Origin of the sequence: uncultured Paraglaciecola sp., assembly GCF_913058035.1 — a bacterium.
Taxonomy (GTDB): Bacteria; Pseudomonadota; Gammaproteobacteria; order Enterobacterales; family Alteromonadaceae; genus Paraglaciecola.
Genome location: NZ_CAJXPA010000028.1, coordinates 1 through 20,341 on the forward strand (window position 1 = coordinate 1; position 20,341 = coordinate 20,341).

Sequence of the window (20,341 nt, forward strand, 5' to 3'; positions counted from 1 at the left end):
TGTTAGCACATCAGACCCAAGAAAACACGGCAACAGTAGAATTTAAAGCCTTTTATAAGGTGGGTGCCTCCTACTTTGTGATGCATGAATTATCAAGCTTTGTTTTTGAAGCGGGAAGCTGGTTGTATGCTGATGGAGTAACGCAAAAAGGCTCGGGAGAATATACTCCAGAGCGTAATAGTCAATGCTTGTGCGGTAGTACTAAGAAATTTAAAAAATGTTGCGGTTAATGCTCAGCTAGTTAATAACTAAAGGTCACAACACACTACGGCTTTTACATTAAACCAAATAACCCTGTGCGACATGACGATGATATATCTTAATAACATCGTTATATTGCTCGTTTGATAGCGAATAAGTCATAAAAATTATTAGTCGTTATATTAGCCAGCTCTTCTACACTTATACCTTTGAGATCAGCGATGAATTCTCCAACTTCTCTTACAAATCCTGGTTGATTAGGTTTACCTCTATAAGGAACTGGTGCTAACCAAGGTGAATCTGTTTCAATTAGTAATTTGTTCAAAGGGATTTTTTTTACTACTTCTTGCAACTCAGTAGCGGTTTTAAAAGTGACAATACCAGATATAGATATATACATGCCCAATTCTATAGCTGCTTGAGCCATTTCCCAGGTTTCGGTAAAACAGTGAAGTACACCCTTTGTTGACGGGTCTTTATGTTGCTTGAGTAGTTCAATGGTATCTTCACGGGCATCGCGGGTATGGATAATTAAGGGTTTTTTAAGTTTATTAGCTACTTTGACATGGTCAACAAAAGAAGTTAATTGCACTGACTTAGTTTCTGCACCGTAAAAGTAATCTAAGCCAGTCTCACCAATAGCCACTACGTCTTCGTTATCAGACATTTGTAATAAGTCTTCGTAACTGCAGGCATCTTCTTGATGTAACGGATGTACACCACAAGAAACAGATACATCTTTAAACCTTTTGACGCTATTTAACATCGCAGGAAAGTCCTTAACAGACACTGAAACACATAAAAAATGTTCTATACCACGATTTCTTGCAAAATTGAGTACTTCTGATAATTCTTCTGGGGTTTTATCTAATCGGTCTAAGTGGCAATGTGAATCAACAAACACGTCATTTTTCCATTTTAATAAGATTAAGTTTAAGCAATTTTTACTAAAGCAAGTTTATCAAAAAGCTCTGTTAACACTAACGTTTTATTTACTCCCGGGTTACGCAATTGCTGAGTAACTTTATTTGCTTGTAAATTTAACTGCCAAATTGTTTCAGACATCTGATTAATAAATTGCTGTCTTGCCCAATATTGGGTCCATTTAATCACCTTATCTGCATGAGTCTGCCAATCAATAGCTAACTGCATAGCACTAGTCTGGCCTTGTAAAAGGGCGTCTAGCCCGGCGCTAAATATTTCATAAGTGAAGTTCTGTTCTTCTTGTAACTCTGCTAATAATGCCAGTGGACGAGCACTAAATAACTTAGCAAAATTAATATCAATATCTGCGTTATGTTGAGATTTCACCCAAGCAAGTGTGGAATCTAAAGTAGGTAAAGGTAAAGCTAACTTTTCACAGCGGCTCTTGATTGTAGGTAATAGTCGCTCTGGTTTATCAGTGGTGAGAAACAAAAAAGTATCAGCAGTAGGCTCTTCCAGTGTTTTAAGTAACGCATTAGCACTTGATTCGGTCATAGTGTGAGCGTCATAAATAATCAATACCTTTGCCCCTGACATATGGGCGGAGCTAACTAACTTCTTGATTGCATCACGAATCAGATCAACACCGATTTGTTTATCAGATTCCACTATATGTAAATCAGGGTGAGTAGTAGCGGAGTTTAATAAACAAGATTGGCATTGGCCACACACCTGATGCCCTCGCCTAGCTTTGCATAATAGCAATTGACCTAATTGCAAAACAAAGCTTGATTTACCTATACCCGATGGGCCTTGAATAAGTAATGCGTGATGCAGTTTACTATCTGCAATTCTATTGCTTAACTGCTTGAATGTATCGTCCAACCAAGGAAACACTTAGCACTCCAAAAATTGGTTAATAGCTAACTCAACATCTTTATGAACTGACTGCATGCTTTGCATGGTGTCGATTACCACACAATTTGTATCCTGCTCTGCTAAAAACAAATATTGCTTTCTAGTTCGTTCAAAGAAGCTCAAATCTTCTTGTTCAATACGATCTAATTCACCCCGTCCTTTTGCACGTTTAAGACCTTCTTGAGGTTCAACATCCATATATAATGTAAAATCAGGTCTAAAGTTTTTTAAGGTGATGGCCCTTAAATTTTCGATCATGTTTTGATCAACCTGACGACCACCACCTTGATAAGCCTGAGATGACATGTCGTGTCGATCGCCAAGAACCCAGTAGCCCTTTTTTAAATTGGGCAATATAATATTTTGTACTAGTTGCGCTCTAGCCGCGTACATTAATAGCAGTTCAGCTTCCACTGTCACTTTTTCTTCTTGCCAGTCATGTTTGACAATATCTCTGATAGCTTCGGCCATAGCAGTACCACCCGGCTCTCGAGTGTTGACTACTGTGTAACCAGCTGCGCAGATTGCTTGAGTAATAATGGCCACAGCTGTGCTTTTCCCAGCGCCTTCAAGGCCTTCGATAACAATAAATTTACCTGATGTATGCAACTAATATTCTCTTATTTATTTAATTGGTATTTACGCACAGCAATGTTGTGTTCTTGTAGTGTCGACGAAAATTTATGGCTACCATCACCTTTAGAAACAAAATATAACTGTTGTGTCTCAATTGGATTAAAAGCGGCATCAATAGCTAATTTACTTGGCATAGCAATAGGTGTTGGCGGCAAGCCCTTAATAACATAGGTATTGTAAGGCGTAGCAGCTTTTAAGTCTTTACGCCTAATATTACCATCGAAATTTTCACCCATGCCATAGATAACCGTTGGGTCTGTCTGAAGCCGCATTTTAAGATTAAGACGGTTGACAAATACACCTGATATTAGTGCTCGTTCCTGTGCTATGCCCGTTTCCTTTTCAATTATTGAAGCCATAATTAACCCTTCATAGGCCGATGAATAAGGTAAGTCCATCGCTCGGTCATGCCATGCATTATCTAAATATTGTTGCATGCTTGTATGCGCTCGTTTGACGAGTTCAATTGCGTTTGTCTGTGCCACAAAATAATACGTGTCCGGCAATAGAAACCCTTCAATTGATTGTTTTGGTAAAGGCAGAGCTATTTTTTCAAGCTGTTGATAAAAATCATCAGCAAATTGTATCTGCGGATGAGACTTAAAAACTAACAACCACTCTTTCCAATTTAGCCCTTCAACTAAACTAATTGAAAATTGTAGTTCTTTTCCGCTTGAGAATAATTCCAATAAATCTAAGGCACTCATAGACGGTGATAGTTCGTAGGTGCCTACTTTTATATTTGCAAGCTCTGGATCAAACTTCATTCTGATCTTAAGGCCTATATTATCAGCAATGATACCCTGCTCTTTCAATCGGTTAAGCAGTCCTTTGGCAGATTGTCCCGGTTTAACCTGGTACACCAATTTGTTTGTAAGATTAAGTGATTGATGTACTTTTTTATCCAAATAAAAAAGCGTTACAGTCAATAAAATGCTGGAAATACAGGCGAAAATCGATAGATACTTAATTACTTTCATTGAACTTTTATCGCCTCTAAATTGATTGCATGTTGTATATCGTGTTGTATTTTTTTTGTTTCTTCGACCATAAAGTTTTTATGTTGTTGAGTCGTTGGGTTGAACAGGCTAACAACAGGAACCAACATCATTAAAGAATTACACACAAACAATTCTTGAGCGCTAAATAAAACACTAACTGCCTGTTTTACTATCTGGCATTCGAGACCATTTTCTTGCATAACAGTCAAAACTCGATTGCGCATGACCCCTTCAACTCCTGAATCTGATAAGTCCGGACTATACCAAGTATTGTCTTTATACCAAAACAAGTTACCTGCAGAGGTTTCAATAACTTTATGGTTTGTATCACACACGATCGCATCATCATAACTAGTTTTAGACAGCGCCTGCTTCACTAGAACTTGCTCTAAGCGGTTAAGGTGTTTAATACCTGCAAGTAAAGGTTGACAGGCTAACGTGATGGAACTGGTAGTTAGCTTGATACCTTTGGTTTGCCAGGAGGGGTAATGTGATGGGATAGTATGCAAGGATATAATAAAATTAGGGTTTTCGGCACCCACAGGGCTGTAACCTCTTCCCCCTACTCCTCGAGTAATAATCACTTTTACTACGCAATCGTCAGCGGTTTTTAATACATTAAATATACAACACTCTAACTCTACCCATTTATCAAAATCTATATGTAGAGTTTTACATGCCAATTTTAAGCGATTAATGTGGTTCTCAAAAAACTCAAGTCTAGCGTTTCTGAACGCCATAGTAGTAAAACAGCCATCACCGTATTGCAAGGCTCTGTCTGCGATCGCTATATGTTGTTGTTGCTGTCCGTTAACTATCATTCATTTTTGTGTCTTGAAACCATAAATTATTTTCAATAATAACTAAAAATAAAGTTTTTCCTACTGTTTTTTAAACAGTAGTGAACCGTTTGTACCACCAAAACCAAATGAATTACATAAGGCATAATCGAGTTTTGCTGGTCTGGCTGTATGGGCAACAAAATCGAGATCACAGCCCTCACCTGGGTTATCTAAATTTATAGTGGGTGGTGCAATTTGATCACGCAAAGCTAGTATAGTAAATATGGCCTCTACTGAACCTGCAGCCCCAAGCAAATGTCCAATCATCGATTTAGTTGAACTAACCAAAACAGTGTTTGCGTGTTTACCAAACACATGTTTAATCGCTGCTACTTCAGCCACATCGCCAGCTGGAGTAGAGGTGCCATGAGCGTTAATGTAGCCAATTTCACTAGCATTGATCTTTGCGTCATTAATCGCATTGACCATTGCCGCTGCCGCACCCTCACCATCAGCAGGGGGAGAAGTCATATGGTAAGCATCACCACTCATGCCAAAACCAACTAGTTCGGCATAAATTGTTGCACCGCGCGCTACTGCACAGTCATAATCTTCTAACATTACCACTCCAGCGCCCTCTCCCATGACAAAACCATCTCGGTCTTTGTCCCAGGGACGACTTGCTGCTTGAGGATCTTCATTGCGGGTAGATAGAGCTCGGGCTGCTGCAAAGCCGCCAATACCGAGTGCACACACCGTAGATTCTGCTCCGCCAGCAATCATTGCATCTGCATCACCATAAGCAATAATACGTGCTGCAATACCAATATTATGTACACCTGTTGTGCAGGCGGTTACAACGTTAATGTTGGGACCCTTGAGACCTTCAAAAATAGAGAAAAAACCAGAAATCATATTTGTAATGGTGGCAGGTACAAAAAATGGTGATATTTTTCGTGGACCAGAATCAAGCAACTTTTGATGATTACTCTCAATCATACCTAAACCGCCTATTCCAGAACCAATAGCCACACCAATTCGTGCCGAGTTTTGCTCTGTTACTTTATAACCTGAATGTTCGAGCGCTTGTTTACCTGCAGCAATACCAAGTTGGATAAACCTATCCATTTTTTTAGTTTCTTTTTTGGGTATATATTTTTCAACATCAAAATTTTTCACTTCTCCAGCAAACTGAGTAGTGAACAAGGTTGAATCGAATGACGTGATAGGGGCGATACCACTTTTACCAGCAAGAATGTTTTTCCAAGTAGAATCTACAGTATTGCCAACAGGTGAAAGCATGCCCAGACCAGTCACAACAACGCGACGTTTAGACACATTGGCCTCCGACTATTATTAGTAGATGATTGTTTTGGAAAAGAAACGGTCCTGTGAGGACCGTTTTTAAAAACTTACGCGTCTTTATTGGCGTTAACGTAATCAATGGCAGACTGAACAGTAGTAATCTTTTCAGCTTCTTCATCAGGGATCTCAGTGTCAAATTCTTCTTCAAGAGCCATGACTAATTCGACAGTGTCTAATGAATCCGCCCCTAAATCATCGACGAAGGAAGCTTCTGATTTAACTTCTTCTTCTTTAACACCAAGTTGCTCAATGATGATTTTTCTTACGCGTTCTTCTATAGTACTCATAATTCTAGTTATCCTTTAAGTCGCTAGATATAATTTTGTGAGTAGTGTATTCAGCTAATTGAGCCCTTGCAAGTAGCAGGGTCAAATTTTTTTCTGGTCTAACCACTCACAGATTGATAATTCTATTTTATTTAGTAAAAACTTGTTTCGAAAATTTTACCATATTTTATCCCATATACATGCCGCCATTTACGTGTATTGTTTCTCCGGTAATATATGCAGCGTCTTCACTGGCTAAAAATCCAACCGTCGCAGCGATTTCTTTTGGATCTCCCAAACGATTTGCTGGAATATCCTTAAATATACTTTCTTTTTGGTCATCGGTTAATGTTTTTGTCATATCAGTATCGATAAAACCTGGAGAAACAACATTAACGGTAATACCTCTTGATGCCACTTCACGAGCCATAGATTTACTAAAACCAATCATACCCGCCTTTGATGCAGCATAATTGGCTTGACCTGCGTTTCCGGTAGAACCGACAACTGAACCAATGTTGATAATACGTCCCTTACGTTTTTTCATCATTCCACGTAACACCGCTTTTGACATTTTGAATATTGAAGTCAAATTAGTATCAATAATACTTTGCCATTCTTCATCTTTCATTCGCAACAACAGATTATCACGGGTGATACCAGCATTGTTTATGAGTATATCCACACCACCATGCTTTTCAGCAATATCAGCCAGCAGGGCCTGCATCGAATCAGGTATGGCGACATCTAGTACTTTACCCTCGCCTTTACCATTTAAGAAATCGCTGATAGCCTGAGCACCCTTTTGTGACGTTGCAGTACCTATCACAGTTGCACCATCGGCAACTAATCTCTCGGCTATCGCTCTGCCAATTCCCCTGCTTGCACCTGTTACCAAGGCAATACTACCGTTTAAATTAGCCATACATTCTCTCTGGAAAAAAATTAAGTAATTAATTCAATGAATTAATAGATTCAACTGTATTAATCGCGACACAACTTAAACGTTTATCAATACGCTTAGTCAGTCCGCTAAGTACTTTACCGGGTCCTACTTCTAACAAAGCTTCAACCTTTAAATCGGCTAACTTAGTTACGGTCTCTGTCCATCTTACTGGACTATATAGTTGTTCAACTAAAGCCTGTTTGATAATATTTGGCTCAGTTGGATAAGCAACATCTACATTATTAATAACAGGTATTTCAGGAGTATTGAACTGAATTTTTTTAAGTAAGATTGCTAGTTTATCTGCTGCTGGTTTCATCAATTCACAGTGCGAAGGCACACTAACAGCCAAAGGCAATGCACGTTTAGCACCTTGTTCTTTACAAAGATTAGCGGCTACTAAAGCGGCTTTTTTATTCCCAGCAATCACAACCTGCCCAGGTGAATTGAAGTTAACAGCTGCCACAACTTCATTTGTTTCTGCTTTTGCTTGCAAACAACTTGCAACAACTTTTTTGTCGTCCAAACCAATAATAGCAAACATAGCACCTGTACCAATAGGCACCGCTTGTTGCATAAATTGACCTCGCGCTTCAACTAATTTAACCGCATCAGCAAAACCTATAACGCCTGCACATACCAAAGCCGAATATTCACCTAAGCTGTGTCCAGCAAAATATGTCGGTTGAATCTGTTCTTTCTCAAGTAATAATTTATAAATTGCATAACTTGCTGCCAATAATGCGGGTTGCGTAACATGAGTTTGGTTCAGTTTTTGCTCATCATTTTGTACAACATCCCACAGATCGTAACCCAGGGCCTCACTGGCTTGTGCAAAAGTCTCTTGAATAATACTGTATTCAGTGGCTAATTCTTTCAACATACCTAAGGTTTGAGAACCTTGACCAGGAAAAACCCATGCTTGTTTACTCATAATTGATTCTCTAAATATTAATTTTAATAACGTACTAGTGCAGATGCCCAAGCAAAACCACCGCCAAATGCTTCTAGAAGTAAGTTCTGTCCACGCTTAATTCTGCCATCTCGAATAGCCGTATCAAGAGCCGTTGGCACAGTAGCAGCAGAAGTATTGCCATATTTTTCAAGAGTCATAACAACCTGATCAAGCGACATATCTAATTTTTTTGCGGTCGCCTTGATAATACGAAAATTAGCTTGATGAGGAACTAACCAATCTAAGTCTGATTTTTTCATGTTATTAGCAGCTAACGTTTGTTCAACAACTTCACTTAATTTTGTGACCGCAACTTTAAACACTTCATTGCCTTTCATGCTTCCCCAGTTTTCATGAACAGATTGCTCGTCACCATGTTGTGGGTTACCTATAGTTAATAAATCACCATAAGATCCTGCGGCATGAATGTGTGTTGATAAAATACCCGGCTCTTCACTTGCCTCAATAATAGTGGCACCTGCTGCATCACCAAATAAGATCACCATGGTGCGGTCTTGAGGACTGATCATTCGACTTAGGCAGTCTGTACCGACCACCAATATCCGTTTAGCCATGCCACTTTTAATATATTGGTCAGCAACGCTCAGAGCGTAACAATAACCTGCACAGGCAGCCGCCACATCAAATGCGGGTATACCGTCCACATTTAATGCTTTTTGAATCTCACAAGCCGTGCTGGGCAATGCATATCGACTACTTGTAGTAGCGCATACAATCATGTCCAAGGAGTTAGCATTAATGCCAGCCGCTTCCAATGCTTTTTTACTGGCTTCAAAGCCCATAGTTGCTGCCGTTTCGTTTACCCCAATGATGCGTCTTTCTCTGATACCTGTTCGATCCGTTATCCATTCATCAGACGTATCGACCATCGATGATAAGTCTAAATTGGTTCTAATATCACTGGGATAATAGCTACCAGTGCCAATTATTCTGGAATTCATTTATTAGTGACGCTCCATTAAAACAGCTTGAATCTTATTTTTTATCTTGTCTGGGACCTGCATCTCGACATGTTGTATTGCTTCTTTGATAGCACACAAAAAAGCCTCAGACGAGGCATTACCGTGACTTTTCACAACAATTCCACGCAATCCTATCAGACTAGCGCCATTATACTGGTCGGGGTTCATACGTAAATAAATGTTACGCAGCAAAGGTGTAGCAATTTTAGTCACTATTTTTGATAACCAATTATGTTGTGATACGTTTTTAACTTCTGTGATAGCAAATTTCACCAAACCTTCCCACGATTTCAAAGCGATATTTCCTGTAAAACCATCTGTCACTATCACATCTGCTTTTTCAGAAAAGATATCATTACCTTCAACAAAACCAATATAATTGATATTTTGAGAATCCATTAATAACTTAGCAGCAAGCTTAATTTGGTCGTTACCTTTGATCTCTTCTGATCCTACATTTAGCAGTGCTACTTTCGGCTGTTTGATATTGGCAATTTGCTCAGCCAATACAGAGCCCATGACTGCATACTGAAACAACACTTCAGAGTCACAATTAATATTTGCACCTAAATCCAGAAAATACACTTTACCGTTGTTCATAGTCGGCACTAGTGAAATAAGTGCAGGACGGTCGATACCGGGCAGTGTCTTTAGAACATGATACGCCATGCTAAGTAAAGCACCGGTGTTACCGCTACTGACACAGCCGTCGGCTTGATTATTATTGACTAAGTCGAGCATACGACGCATCGAAGAGTTTTTTTTGTGACGTAAAGCATGAGCCGGTGCCTCTGCCATTGATACGTTTTGTGGACAATCGGATAAGGTAACTTTAGATTGAATATTAGAAGTTTGTTTACTTAGCCACTGAGACATTATTGTCAAAGGTCCGCAAAGTATTAAATGAAGATGTGGTGTTTGTTGAAGTGCTGACAATGCAGCAGATAAAATAATATGGGGGCCGTTATCGCCCCCCATGATATCTAACGCTAAGGTTAGACGACTCAAAGTTCTGTCACTTTATTTTAAAGAGATAAAACTTTTTTGCCTCTATAGTAGCCATCAGCAGTCACGTGATGACGAATATGTGTCTCACCTGACGTTGAATCTACAGACAAAGTCGCAGTACCAAGTGCATCGTGTGAACGACGCATGCCACGTCTTGAACGAGTCTTCTTACTCTTCTGTACAGCCATTACTTTACTCCTAGTCTCGCTTAAGTTCTTTCAAAACCGCGAACGGGTTTGGACGCTCATCGGCCGGTTCAATTTTTCCGAAACTCATTTTATCGCGCTTTTGCTTGCAATCCTTCTCTGCATGAAGAGCTACAATCGGCAATGATAAAATTAATTCGTCTTCAAGGGTCTGAAATAAATTGATTTCTCCTTGGTCATCGACCTCAACCGGTTCGTAAACATCCGGTAACTCCTCTTCAACTTCTTCTTTGGCACTCTGCACGGGGCTAAAAGAAAAATTAACATCCATTGGATGGTCAAAGATTTCATTACATCTCTCACAGATAAGTGATGTTGAACATGCCATATGACCTTGAAAAAAAGTAAGACCCTGCTCGTCTTTTGCAAACTTAATTTCAACATCTATTTCTTTGGCAATATCAGCAACTGCACCAACTAACCTCGGCATTTCAGACGACAAAATAACTCCCCGATAATCGGAACGTATTGTGGCGTTTTTTACTGGGTCAACCAGTTTAGGTAGTTTCACTCTCTGCATAGCGCGCGCATGTTATAGAAACAACTCCGCTTAGTCAAAGAAAATCATACTTAATGACACTAGGCCCTACATTTTATATGCTTTAATTATTATTTGAGAATCAGAACAGATTATTTATGAAAATCATTTTGGCTTCGAGTTCACCTTATCGACAATCAATTTTAAAAAAATTACATATTCCGTTTATTTGTGAGGCACCCAATATTGATGAATCACCAATTCTGGGCGAATCAATTTATGACCAAGTAGCGCGTCTTGCAAAATATAAAGCATTAGCCATCGCTGCAAAAAAAGCGCATGTTAATAGTTTTGTTATTGGCTCAGATCAATTGGCCAGTTTTAACGGTAATGTGTTAGGAAAGCCCGGAGACTTTGCTTCAGCAAAACAGCAACTATTGATGTTTAGTGGCCAAACTGTCAAATTTCACACAGGTTTATGCATAGTTCATAAAGCGACAGGCCAATTGCAGCAAATAGTCGAAACTTTTGATGTGGTGTTTAAAACACTAACCATTGAGCAAATTTCAACTTACTTAAAAATTGAACAGCCTTATGACTGCGCTGGTAGTTTTAAATGTGAAGGTTTAGGCATTGCCCTGTTTAAGTCACTTAACGGCAATGACCCAAATACACTTATAGGTTTACCTTTGATTGCATTAATAGAACTATTTAAAAATATGTCTGTAGACCTGTTTGAACATATGCAAATACAAAGTAATTCAGACGTGTAACAATAATTCTTCCAATGAATGAATTACCGCAATAGGTGTGTGTTTTCGTAAACTATCTTCACTGTGGACGCCAAAGCTGACTCCAATCCGGTCCATATTTATGGCTTCAGCCATCGCCATATCATAAGTAGTATCACCAACCATTAAGACTTGGTCCGCTGTCAAATTCAATTCAGATAATAATTGCTGCAACATGTCAGGGGAAGGTTTGCTTTGTGCATCATCTGCGGTTCTTGAGGCACTAAAAAAGTGTTTTGTATCTGAATGATGCCAATTGTGCTCTAAACCTTGACGACCTTTTCCAGTTGCAACTGCTAATATGTAGCCTCGTTGTTTTAGACTTTCAAGTAATTGTCTCGTACCGCTAAAAAGTGGGCTAATTAATTGTGTGTGCCCTTTAAAATGCTCTTTATAAGTGTGTACGAGATCACGTGCAGTTTTTTCGTCTTGAATATTGAATAGTTGTTTTAAAGCAGGTAACAAGCTAATTCCAATTACATCTTTCGCTTGCTCAAAACTTGGAGTAGGCAAACCCAAATATTTGGCACTGTATTGCATACTTTCAACAATTTTATTTATTGAATCCATAAGTGTGCCATCCCAGTCAAATACAATTGCTTTATATTTCACTTCTCAACCTTTTAAGTACAGCGATCAAACTTGGTTCCAGTGGTGCTTTATAATTCACGCGCTCATCCGTATTAGGATGAATAAATGCCAATGAGTGAGCATGGAGAAATAATCGTTTAAGGCCAATCTTTTGCGTCCTTTGATCGAAATCTTTATCGCCATACCTATTGTCGGCTGCAATAGGATGACCAGCATGTAAGCAGTGCACACGAATTTGATGTGTACGACCAGTAATAGGGGATGCTTCGACCAATGTGGCTTGGTTAAATGATTCCAAAATACGATAACGTGTTTCAGATGGTTTACCTTCATCATTAACCAATACTATTCGTTCGCCTGATTTTAAAGTGTTCTTTAAAAGAGACGCTTTAACTTTAAAGCGGTTAGCAGGCCATTCTCCGGCAACCAATGCTTGATAACGCTTATCTACTTTTCTGTCTCTTAGTTGTTCATGTAAATTTTTTAAAGCAGAACGCTTCTTGGCTATTAATAAGCATCCTGAAGTGTCTCGGTCTAATCTATGTACTAATTCTAAAAACTTTTGCTGCGGACGAAGTGCCCTGAGCGCTTCAATCACACCAAAACTTAAACCACTACCACCATGCACCGCTGTGCCTGAGGGTTTATTCAACACAATCAGACAGTCATCTTCATAAAGAATATGATTTTCTAGACTCGACACTTTATTCAGCTTTGTTGAAGGTAAGTCGGTGGGTTCGGATACTCGTACAGGCGGGATCCGCAACTCGTCGTTGGCTTGTAATTTGTATTCAGGCTTAACCCGTTTTTTGTTAACTCGTACTTCGCCCTTGCGTAAAATGCGATAAATAAGGCTTTTAGGCACTCCCTTTAAGAAAGTGCGTAAATAATTATCTATTCTTTGCCCTTCAAGGTCAGGATCGATAGTAACAAATTGAACTTTTTGAAATAATAGGTCTGTCATATTCTGTCTATTGTAACCGAATTATTATGGTAAATGTCCAGTATTTTAATGTCTTGCCAGTGTCAGTGCTTTAATGTGATAATGTTCGAGTTGTAACATGTAATTCATGTTCAAAACAAATAGATGGATTAATCAGTTCTGTATGCAAATACGACCAATTTGTCGTGAAGCGTTTTTCTTATAGCGTAACTTGCAAGCATAATACGGCTAATCAACTACGAAGCGAGTAACTTTTCGTAGGTTGATTAAACAGAACCCTTACATCAGCGATACAATTAACCTATTGATCGCCATTGATGTAGAGAATACAAAAGAATTGACAAGATATTTGAATAATGAATTAGCCAGACAAGCATTTGTTTTCGAATAACACTAAGTTTTATATAACAAATCAGTAAGCTAAACATTCCGCCTGTTTAGCGCCTACTAAACATAGGTAAAAGTGTTTACAAGCAATGCATTAAAAAATTAATGATCATTACACTTCGGCGCAAAACTTAACCCTAGAATACAGCCGTGAGGTTGCATTAAATAGTTGTCTAATTACTGCGTAGTTCTTTACTTGTGGTGATCGGTACTTTACCGAGCTAACAAGAATGAAAAGAATGTTAATCAATGCCACTCAGCAAGAAGAATTGCGGGTAGCACTTGTAGATGGTCAAAAACTTTACGATTTGGACATAGAAAGCCCAGGTCACGAACAGAAAAAAGCAAATATTTACAAAGGAACAATAACCCGCGTAGAGCCCAGTTTAGAAGCTGCATTTGTTGATTATGGCGCAGACCGTCATGGTTTCCTTCCTCTAAAAGAAATTGCCAGGACTTACTTCCCACAAGGTTATAGATTTGAAGGTCGCCCCAACATCAAAGAGGTGATCAAAGAAGGCCAAGAAGTAATTGTTCAAATTGATAAAGAAGAGCGTGGCCAGAAAGGCGCAGCGTTAACCACCTTTATCAGTCTAGCTGGTAGCTACCTAGTATTAATGCCAAATAATCCTCGTGCTGGCGGAATATCTCGTCGCATAGAAGGTGATGAGCGAACAGAATTGAAAGCTGCGTTGAGTGGCTTAGACCTTCCAGATGGTATGGGATTAATTGTCAGAACAGCTGGCGTAGGCAAGACATCTGAAGAACTAGCATATGATTTGGACTATCTTGTATCAGGTTGGGGTCGCATTAAAGCAATGGCCGACTCTCGCTCTGCTCCCTTTCTTATTCACCAAGAAAGTGACGTAGTCGTTCGAGCTATTCGCGATTATTTAAGACGAGATATTGGTGAAATTCTTATAGATGATAACAGCGTGCATGAAAGAGCCTTAAAACACGTTGAACAAATGCGTCCAGACTACGCTAACCGCGTAAAACTCTATAAAGGTGATGTGCCTTTGTTTAGTCATTACCAAATTGAGAGCCAAATTGAATCGGCTTTCCAACGTGAGGTTAGACTTCCTTCAGGAGGCTCGATAGTTATTGACCCTACTGAAGCATTGATTTCAATCGATATTAACTCTGCTCGTGCAACTAAAGGTAGTGATATTGAAGAGACAGCATTTAATACTAATCTTGAAGCGGCAGACGAAATTGCTCGGCAACTACGTTTACGTGATGCAGGCGGTTTAGTCGTCATCGATTTTATTGATATGACGCCAGTACGCCATCAACGCGAAGTTGAAAACCGTATGAAAGACGCGGTTCGTGGTGACAGGGCAAGGGTACAACTTGGACGTATTTCACGCTTTGGTTTACTTGAAATGTCACGCCAACGTTTACGCCCATCATTAGGTGATTCTGCTAATAATGTATGCCCAAGATGCAGTGGCCACGGAACCGTTCGTGGGACAGAGTCATTAGCATTGTCTGTACTTCGTATCATGGAAGAAGAGAGCATTAAAGATAATACAGGGCAAATTGAAGCTCAGTTACCGGTTAATGTTGCCACTTATCTATTAAACGAAAAACGTAATTCAGTGCGAAGTGTTGAAAAGCGACACAGTGTTCAGTTAGTCATTATTCCTAATCCAAAAATGGAAACGCCACAATATAGTGTTGCCCGCAGACGCCCAGATGATGCCGTTCAGGAAATGAGTTACAACTTGCCATTAATTGAGCAAGCGGAAAACATTACTGATAAAACTGTTTCACCTGCTATGGCGAAAGAACAGCCTGCATTGCAGAGTCTTATTGCTCCGGAACAGAAAAAACCATTGCCAATCGTAGCACCAGATAAATCAGAAAGTTTATTGTATAAAGCGAGTAAATGGATTTCTGGCTTGTTTAAAGTAGAAGAAAAAGCAGTGCCTAAGAAAACGACTCATACTCGTAACGAAGGTACTAATCAGCGTCGAAATAAAAATACACGTCCTGATAGAAACAAGCGTAATAACAAAAACTTTGAACGCAAAGAAAACGTTGACCGCAAAGATAATACTGAGCAGCCAACTAATCGTAACGAGCGCCCAGATAAAAACGAGCGCTCTGAACGCAAACCAAGAAATGATAATCGCAAGCCACGTCGTGATGACAAACCGTTAGAAGCGACTCAAGACGCAACTATGGTTGCTAAGAGTCAGTCCCCTTCCCCGGCTCCCGTTCCGGCACCTGCGAAGAAAAAAGAACCGGTCGCAGAACGCAGGAAACGTCGTGACACCAGACGTAGTGTAAGAGTTGTGGCAGAGAATGACGATCAAAACAAGATTGTCGCCGACGTTCCAGAAACTCAAACAGCGATTGCTGAACAACCCGATTCTGTGGTTGTAGAAGCAAATGTCGTTGATACAAGTAACGAAGAGAAAGTTGTCGATAATGCTACGGTTGACAGTTTATCGGATACAACAACTAAAGCAGATAAGGAACAAAAAGAAATCGAGCCGCAAGAGGTAGACGTCACAGTAGAATCAGTTACTGAAACGACAGATACACAAGCCGTTAGTGAAACGAGTAAAGAAGAAGAGTCAACACCTCGAACTCGCAGTCGTCGTTCTCCTAGGCACATTAGAGCAGCAGGTCAAAAACGTCGCAAAGAAGGTGACGAAAAAGACGATGTTGTTAAACCAGATGTGGCCGAAGTAACTCAAGACGAGCTTCAGTTTGATGAGCCTGTTGTCTTACCTCAAGCCGAGAAAAAGTCTGAAGCTATCGTTGCTGAAGACAAACCAAAACAAAATGTTGTGGAATTAATAGCTGAACCTGATCAGGTTACTAATATACCTGAACTGAAAGCATCTCCTGAAGCAGAAGCATCACCAGCCAGTAAAGAGGAAGTTGAAGTTGAAGTTGAAGTTGAAGTTTCTGCAGGTGAACCCGAAAAAGAAGATATCTCTAAGTCAGTCAAAAAAGTACCTACTAAGAAAACACCTAAAAAGGCAACATCTTTGAAAGTTGAGCCTAAGCCAGCCAAAAAGCAATCAGTGTCTGCCCCAATGGCACGGCCTATGTCTATTGATGAAGCATTTGTAGATGTTAAAATTGGTTCCCTTGACGACTCTGCTAGACCGGAAGTTAAACGCTCTAGTAAATCAGCAATATTTTCAAGTTCATCGAATGCGGTTACCGCACCAGCCACTCGCCCTGGTTCACAAAGCGAGTAAAAATAATACTTGATATGTTAAAAAATGCCGCAAAACAGCACTGTGTTGCGGCATTTTTATTGACAGTGTAAGTGCTATTGTTCGTATATTACTGTATCCTCCCGCGACTATTTTTAGCTGTTTAAAAATCAGGCTATACTCAGAAAATGTCTTAGACTTGAACTGATGTATAAGCTAATCACCTTATTTGAGAATTATCTATGAGTTTTGCCGACCTAGGCCTTTCACCAAAAATTTTATCCGCTGTAGCCAGTAAAGGGTACACCACCCCTTCACCCATTCAGGCTAAAGCTATACCAGCAGTATTAAACGGCAGTGACGTCATGGCTGCTGCGCAAACAGGTACAGGTAAAACAGCTGGTTTCACCCTACCCATATTACATTTACTTAGCCAAGGACAATCAGCTAGACCAAACCAAGCTAGGGCATTGATACTCACTCCCACCAGAGAATTGGCGGCGCAAATAGCAGAAAGTGTTCAAACTTATGGTAAAGACTTACCGTTAAAGTCAGCCGTGGTATTTGGCGGTGTGGGCATCAATCCACAAATGCTGAAATTACGTAAAGGTGTAGATATACTAGTAGCCACTCCAGGCCGTCTTCTTGATTTATACAATCAAAATGCAGTTAAGTTTAGTGAGTTAGAAATACTTGTTATGGACGAAGCCGACCGTATGCTGGACATGGGCTTTATCCACGACATTAAAAAAATAATAAAATTGTTACCCCAAAAACGTCAAAACTTGATGTTTTCTGCTACTTTTTCAGATGATATTCGGAAACTAGCCAAAGGGTTAGTGAACAATCCAGTCGAAATATCTGTTTCACCTGCTAATACAACGGTCGACTTAGTTGAACAATGGGTGTATCCAGTAGATAAAAGTAAAAAATCCCAACTGCTTACGCACTTAATTAAAGACAATGACTGGCAACAGGTGTTGGTATTCAGTAGAACCAAACATGGAGCTAACCGCATTGCCAAACAGTTAGAGGCACATGGTATTAGCTCAGCAGCCATTCATGGCAACAAGAGCCAAGGTGCTCGCACCAAGGCTCTTGCAGACTTTAAACAAGGTAAAGTAAAAGCCTTAATAGCGACTGATATAGCTGCTCGAGGTTTGGATATTGATCAATTACCGCAAGTAGTCAATTTTGATTTACCTAATATACCCGAAGATTATGTGCATAGGATTGGACGAACGGGTCGCGCTGGTGCTACAGGTCAAGCTATATCCATGGTGACACAAGACGAATTCAAAGAATTAGTCGACATCGAAATATTAATCAAACAACTGATTCAACGAAAAGTGACTGAAGGATTTGAGCCCACTCAGCCTCTACCTGAATCGAAAATTGGTCAACGACCCATTAAAGCAAAAAAGCCAAAACAAGCTCAATCTGGTCACAGAGATGGTCAACGTTCCGGACGTAATTCATCTGGTGGTCAGCCGCCTAAAAGTAATCAATCACGGAATAGAAATAGTCAATCAAGAGGAAATTCTGGTAACCGTTAGTAAATCGCCACTCAATAAAATATTGGCTTAAAGCTCAGTTGATGTTTTGTTGTGTTGTTTTTTTGTTTAGCATCGGTCATTAGAATATTGAAAGTGCAGGTTTAACTACTTGCACTTTCACCACCACAGGTTCTATATATTCGCAGTAAGTATTCTATCCAGATGATTAGCAAAGTTCTGCCTATCACTTTGGTTTAACGGCGGTGGTCCGCCTGACTGCTCACCGCTGGCACGCATTGTGTCCATGAAGTCACGAATGTTGAGTCTAGAGCGAATATTTTCAGTAGTGAACAACTCTCCTCTTGAACTTAATACTTGACCACCCTTTTCAATCACTTCTGCGGCTAAAGGAATATCACTGGTGATCACTAAATCGTTTGGTTCAATTTGTCGCACTATTTCATCGTCAGCCACATCAAATCCAGCACTCACTTGCATAGAGCGAATAAACTTAGACCCAGGTGTACGAATATATTGATTGGCCACAAATATAGTTTCAACTTTTTTACGCTCTGCAGCGCGAAACAAAATATCTTTTATTACTACCGGACATGCGTCAGCATCTACCCAAATCTTCACTGTAACACTCTCTTTTTTTAATCATTAATTTATGAAACTGCGACATCATCCAATGATATCATTCTTGCATCTGCTGTTCTGTTGATAAGCTAATGTATGTTTTAGCTATTTCAAATTCTGGAAGAGCATTTCTGTACTGACTCAAAATTTCTAACTAAATGTTTTACATTCTGACGTCTGAGGCACTTATTTTCTAGCATTCACAAATTTTTGTAGCGAGTTTTCGTTTTACTAGCGGTATTAATTTAGGCTATTAGATAATGACATAGGTGATGTTCTTATGAAATCATCTGCAAAAATCAACGGCTTCTACTCTTTAAAGTGTTTAGACATTTTGATGACTGACATTCTGTTATTTGTTAATCCAATCAACTCTATATCTTACATTACCTTAAGATTATTAATAAAAGTGACTGATTTATATAATGAAAAAATATTTTAGCGACTGCTGTATTTTTAATTTATTTATTTGTTTGATATTATACCAAGTCTACTATTATTTTCAGCTTCCGTAACCGCTTTGTCTAATATACCAATACCGACAATACCTAGAACCGTTTTATTAGAGTGAATAATGTTGGTCACTGATATCTTGCCAATAATGACTCTGTTTTAATAAACGGGCAAAACCCACATCACTAGCGGTAAACCTAACGTATTCTGATGATTGATTAAAATCTCCGTCCGAGACTAAGATATCACGGTTAACTCCCCACTCTTTTATAGATGCTTATTTTGCCATATTAAAGTTAAGCTCAATACCTGCCTGTCCATTAGTTGAGCCCCCAGCTGTGAGAGGTTGTCATTACCTGCACAATATTGGATTTGTTGACACATTTAGTTGACTCCAACACCACATCAGATTTCAAGCTGTGATCTTTTAATATCTGGGGTGAATCCTTTTAAAAAAATCGCATAGTAAGCCGTTTTCCTGACCATGGTGAAGTGTCAATAGCGGTGTTAATTTTAAAAGGGACTTCATATTTACTTTTACTTTTACTTTTACTTTTTTGAGGATAATCATAATAAAAATAATCGTTTAACTACTTTGTTCTTCATGCATCTTTAGGTGGCAGTATGCCCTGATTGAGCATGCAACAAATATAAGTATAAATCGCGGTGTCAACATCAATTGAGAAAGTTAATGTGGGTGACTGTATCAACGACTTAATAACGTTTTAGTGTTGATGCTGATATTTTTTATTCACAATACGGAGCTTAACGTGCCTAAAACGATGAAACTATGAATGTTGAGATCCCATGGTCAGTGTATTGACATCAGCCATCAACTGTAACATCGACTTGTCTTGAATTAGTCGATTAGATAGCACCACTGGTGTTGATTTTTTAAGACTTATCTACTGCTTTTAAGTTTTTTCTTTTGTGTCAGAGCCGCAGGCTAATGCAAGTGTTAACGGTGCAATATTGATCAGATAACTTAGAATCGGAAATTTTATTGTTATTTAAACTTAGAAGATTAAAAAATTAGTACTTTTCATCAAAACATTCTTTTGTTGAAAAATTTAAAGCCGTTGGGTTTTCCTTGCCAACGGATCAGATAATCAAAAGGGTTAATTATTTAAAGGGTTATGAAATTAATCATTTAAACCAACAATTGGTGAATATCACTAATGGTTACAAATTAA

Annotated in this window: 21 protein-coding genes; 4 read left to right on the forward strand and 17 right to left on the reverse strand. The window is 39.2% G+C overall.

Features of this window, described 5'->3' with window-relative positions; translation table 11 throughout:
• Window positions 1-230 (forward strand): YchJ family metal-binding protein (locus QZ562_RS05605; RefSeq protein WP_293757845.1); only part of this gene is annotated, 230 nt, incomplete at its 5' end.
• A 101-nt stretch (window positions 231-331) separates the two neighbouring features.
• On the opposite strand, the gene QZ562_RS05610 is transcribed toward QZ562_RS05605, so the two are convergent.
• From QZ562_RS05610 to yceD, 13 genes are all read right to left on the reverse strand, one after another.
• Complete coding sequence (locus tag QZ562_RS05610; RefSeq protein WP_293757848.1) at window positions 332-1,105, reverse strand: TatD family hydrolase; 774 nt, start codon at window positions 1,103-1,105, stop codon at window positions 332-334.
• Between the two features lie 29 nt (window positions 1,106-1,134).
• Window positions 1,135-2,022 carry a DNA polymerase III subunit delta' gene (gene holB, locus QZ562_RS05615; protein WP_293757851.1) on the reverse strand — a complete coding sequence of 296 codons (888 nt, stop codon included), beginning with the start codon at window positions 2,020-2,022 and terminating at the stop codon, window positions 1,135-1,137.
• The gene (tmk, locus tag QZ562_RS05620; RefSeq protein WP_293757854.1) at window positions 2,023-2,652 is read right to left on the reverse strand and encodes a dTMP kinase; all 630 of its coding nucleotides are present in this window, start codon (window positions 2,650-2,652) and stop codon (window positions 2,023-2,025) included.
• Window positions 2,653-2,663: 11 nt separating this feature from the next.
• Window positions 2,664-3,659 (reverse strand): endolytic transglycosylase MltG, encoded by a 996-nt coding sequence (mltG, locus tag QZ562_RS05625; RefSeq protein WP_293757857.1) that lies wholly within the window; start codon window positions 3,657-3,659, stop codon window positions 2,664-2,666.
• A complete protein-coding gene (gene pabC / locus QZ562_RS05630) occupies window positions 3,656-4,501 on the reverse strand; it encodes an aminodeoxychorismate lyase (RefSeq protein ID WP_293757860.1) in 846 nt (281 codons plus the stop codon). The genes mltG and pabC overlap by 4 nt, the downstream gene beginning before the upstream one ends.
• A gap of 60 nt (window positions 4,502-4,561) precedes the next feature.
• On the reverse strand, window positions 4,562-5,800 hold the full coding sequence (fabF, locus tag QZ562_RS05635; RefSeq protein ID WP_293757863.1) for a beta-ketoacyl-ACP synthase II: 1,239 nt from the start codon (window positions 5,798-5,800) through the stop codon (window positions 4,562-4,564).
• A 74-nt stretch (window positions 5,801-5,874) separates the two neighbouring features.
• Window positions 5,875-6,114, reverse strand: a complete 240-nt coding sequence (acpP, locus tag QZ562_RS05640; RefSeq protein ID WP_293748783.1) for an acyl carrier protein — start codon at window positions 6,112-6,114, stop codon at window positions 5,875-5,877.
• Between the two features lie 166 nt (window positions 6,115-6,280).
• Window positions 6,281-7,018 carry a 3-oxoacyl-ACP reductase FabG gene (gene fabG / locus QZ562_RS05645; protein WP_293757866.1) on the reverse strand — a complete coding sequence of 246 codons (738 nt, stop codon included), beginning with the start codon at window positions 7,016-7,018 and terminating at the stop codon, window positions 6,281-6,283.
• 28 nt (window positions 7,019-7,046) lie between these two features.
• A complete protein-coding gene (gene fabD, locus QZ562_RS05650) occupies window positions 7,047-7,973 on the reverse strand; it encodes an ACP S-malonyltransferase (protein WP_293757869.1) in 927 nt (308 codons plus the stop codon).
• 23 nt (window positions 7,974-7,996) lie between these two features.
• Window positions 7,997-8,956, reverse strand: a complete 960-nt coding sequence (locus tag QZ562_RS05655) for a beta-ketoacyl-ACP synthase III (RefSeq protein ID WP_293757872.1) — start codon at window positions 8,954-8,956, stop codon at window positions 7,997-7,999.
• A gap of 3 nt (window positions 8,957-8,959) precedes the next feature.
• Window positions 8,960-9,985 (reverse strand): phosphate acyltransferase PlsX, encoded by a 1,026-nt coding sequence (gene plsX, locus QZ562_RS05660; protein ID WP_293757875.1) that lies wholly within the window; start codon window positions 9,983-9,985, stop codon window positions 8,960-8,962.
• A gap of 17 nt (window positions 9,986-10,002) precedes the next feature.
• The gene (gene rpmF, locus QZ562_RS05665; RefSeq protein WP_293757877.1) at window positions 10,003-10,173 is read right to left on the reverse strand and encodes a 50S ribosomal protein L32; all 171 of its coding nucleotides are present in this window, start codon (window positions 10,171-10,173) and stop codon (window positions 10,003-10,005) included.
• A 10-nt stretch (window positions 10,174-10,183) separates the two neighbouring features.
• Window positions 10,184-10,711 (reverse strand): 23S rRNA accumulation protein YceD, encoded by a 528-nt coding sequence (gene yceD / locus QZ562_RS05670; protein ID WP_293757880.1) that lies wholly within the window; start codon window positions 10,709-10,711, stop codon window positions 10,184-10,186.
• Window positions 10,712-10,827: 116 nt separating this feature from the next.
• Here yceD and QZ562_RS05675 point away from each other — a divergent pair, with 116 nt between their 5' ends.
• A complete protein-coding gene (locus QZ562_RS05675) occupies window positions 10,828-11,442 on the forward strand; it encodes a nucleoside triphosphate pyrophosphatase (protein ID WP_293757883.1) in 615 nt (204 codons plus the stop codon).
• Here QZ562_RS05675 and QZ562_RS05680 read toward each other — a convergent pair.
• Window positions 11,431-12,072 carry an HAD-IA family hydrolase gene (locus tag QZ562_RS05680; RefSeq protein WP_293757886.1) on the reverse strand — a complete coding sequence of 214 codons (642 nt, stop codon included), beginning with the start codon at window positions 12,070-12,072 and terminating at the stop codon, window positions 11,431-11,433. The two genes, QZ562_RS05675 and QZ562_RS05680, sit on opposite strands and share 12 nt — an antisense overlap.
• Window positions 12,062-13,015, reverse strand: a complete 954-nt coding sequence (gene rluC / locus QZ562_RS05685) for a 23S rRNA pseudouridine(955/2504/2580) synthase RluC (protein WP_293757889.1) — start codon at window positions 13,013-13,015, stop codon at window positions 12,062-12,064. Before rluC ends, QZ562_RS05680 begins: the two co-directional genes overlap by 11 nt.
• 605 nt (window positions 13,016-13,620) lie before the next feature.
• Here rluC and rne point away from each other — a divergent pair.
• Both rne and QZ562_RS05695 read left to right on the forward strand, forming a co-directional pair.
• Window positions 13,621-16,602, forward strand: a complete 2,982-nt coding sequence (gene rne, locus QZ562_RS05690; RefSeq protein WP_293757928.1) for a ribonuclease E — start codon at window positions 13,621-13,623, stop codon at window positions 16,600-16,602.
• Between the two features lie 200 nt (window positions 16,603-16,802).
• Window positions 16,803-18,116, forward strand: a complete 1,314-nt coding sequence (locus tag QZ562_RS05695) for a DEAD/DEAH box helicase (RefSeq protein ID WP_293757892.1) — start codon at window positions 16,803-16,805, stop codon at window positions 18,114-18,116.
• Between the two features lie 132 nt (window positions 18,117-18,248).
• Here QZ562_RS05695 and QZ562_RS05700 read toward each other — a convergent pair whose 3' ends face one another.
• Both QZ562_RS05700 and QZ562_RS21230 read right to left on the reverse strand, forming a co-directional pair.
• A complete protein-coding gene (locus QZ562_RS05700; RefSeq protein WP_293757895.1) occupies window positions 18,249-18,695 on the reverse strand; it encodes a YaiI/YqxD family protein in 447 nt (148 codons plus the stop codon).
• A gap of 1,055 nt (window positions 18,696-19,750) precedes the next feature.
• Window positions 19,751-19,858, reverse strand: coding sequence for a von Willebrand factor type A domain-containing protein (locus tag QZ562_RS21230; protein ID WP_363315324.1), 108 nt, complete (start codon window positions 19,856-19,858; stop codon window positions 19,751-19,753).
• Window positions 19,859-20,341: the final 483 nt, after the last annotated feature.

Coding starts and splice junctions, on each gene's coding strand:
- rpmF (WP_293757877.1), bottom strand. CDS start 10,173: ATGGCTGTACAGAAGAGTAAGAAGACTCGTTCAAGACGTGGCATGCGT.
- rluC (WP_293757889.1), bottom strand. CDS start 13,015: ATGACAGACCTATTATTTCAAAAAGTTCAATTTGTTACTATCGATCCT.
- yceD (WP_293757880.1), bottom strand. CDS start 10,711: ATGCAGAGAGTGAAACTACCTAAACTGGTTGACCCAGTAAAAAACGCC.
- rne (WP_293757928.1), top strand. CDS start 13,621: ATGTTAATCAATGCCACTCAGCAAGAAGAATTGCGGGTAGCACTTGTA.
- QZ562_RS05695 (WP_293757892.1), top strand. CDS start 16,803: ATGAGTTTTGCCGACCTAGGCCTTTCACCAAAAATTTTATCCGCTGTA.
- QZ562_RS05675 (WP_293757883.1), top strand. CDS start 10,828: ATGAAAATCATTTTGGCTTCGAGTTCACCTTATCGACAATCAATTTTA.
- mltG (WP_293757857.1), bottom strand. CDS start 3,659: ATGAAAGTAATTAAGTATCTATCGATTTTCGCCTGTATTTCCAGCATT.
- fabG (WP_293757866.1), bottom strand. CDS start 7,018: ATGGCTAATTTAAACGGTAGTATTGCCTTGGTAACAGGTGCAAGCAGG.
- fabD (WP_293757869.1), bottom strand. CDS start 7,973: ATGAGTAAACAAGCATGGGTTTTTCCTGGTCAAGGTTCTCAAACCTTA.
- acpP (WP_293748783.1), bottom strand. CDS start 6,114: ATGAGTACTATAGAAGAACGCGTAAGAAAAATCATCATTGAGCAACTT.
- QZ562_RS05655 (WP_293757872.1), bottom strand. CDS start 8,956: ATGAATTCCAGAATAATTGGCACTGGTAGCTATTATCCCAGTGATATT.
- pabC (WP_293757860.1), bottom strand. CDS start 4,501: ATGATAGTTAACGGACAGCAACAACAACATATAGCGATCGCAGACAGA.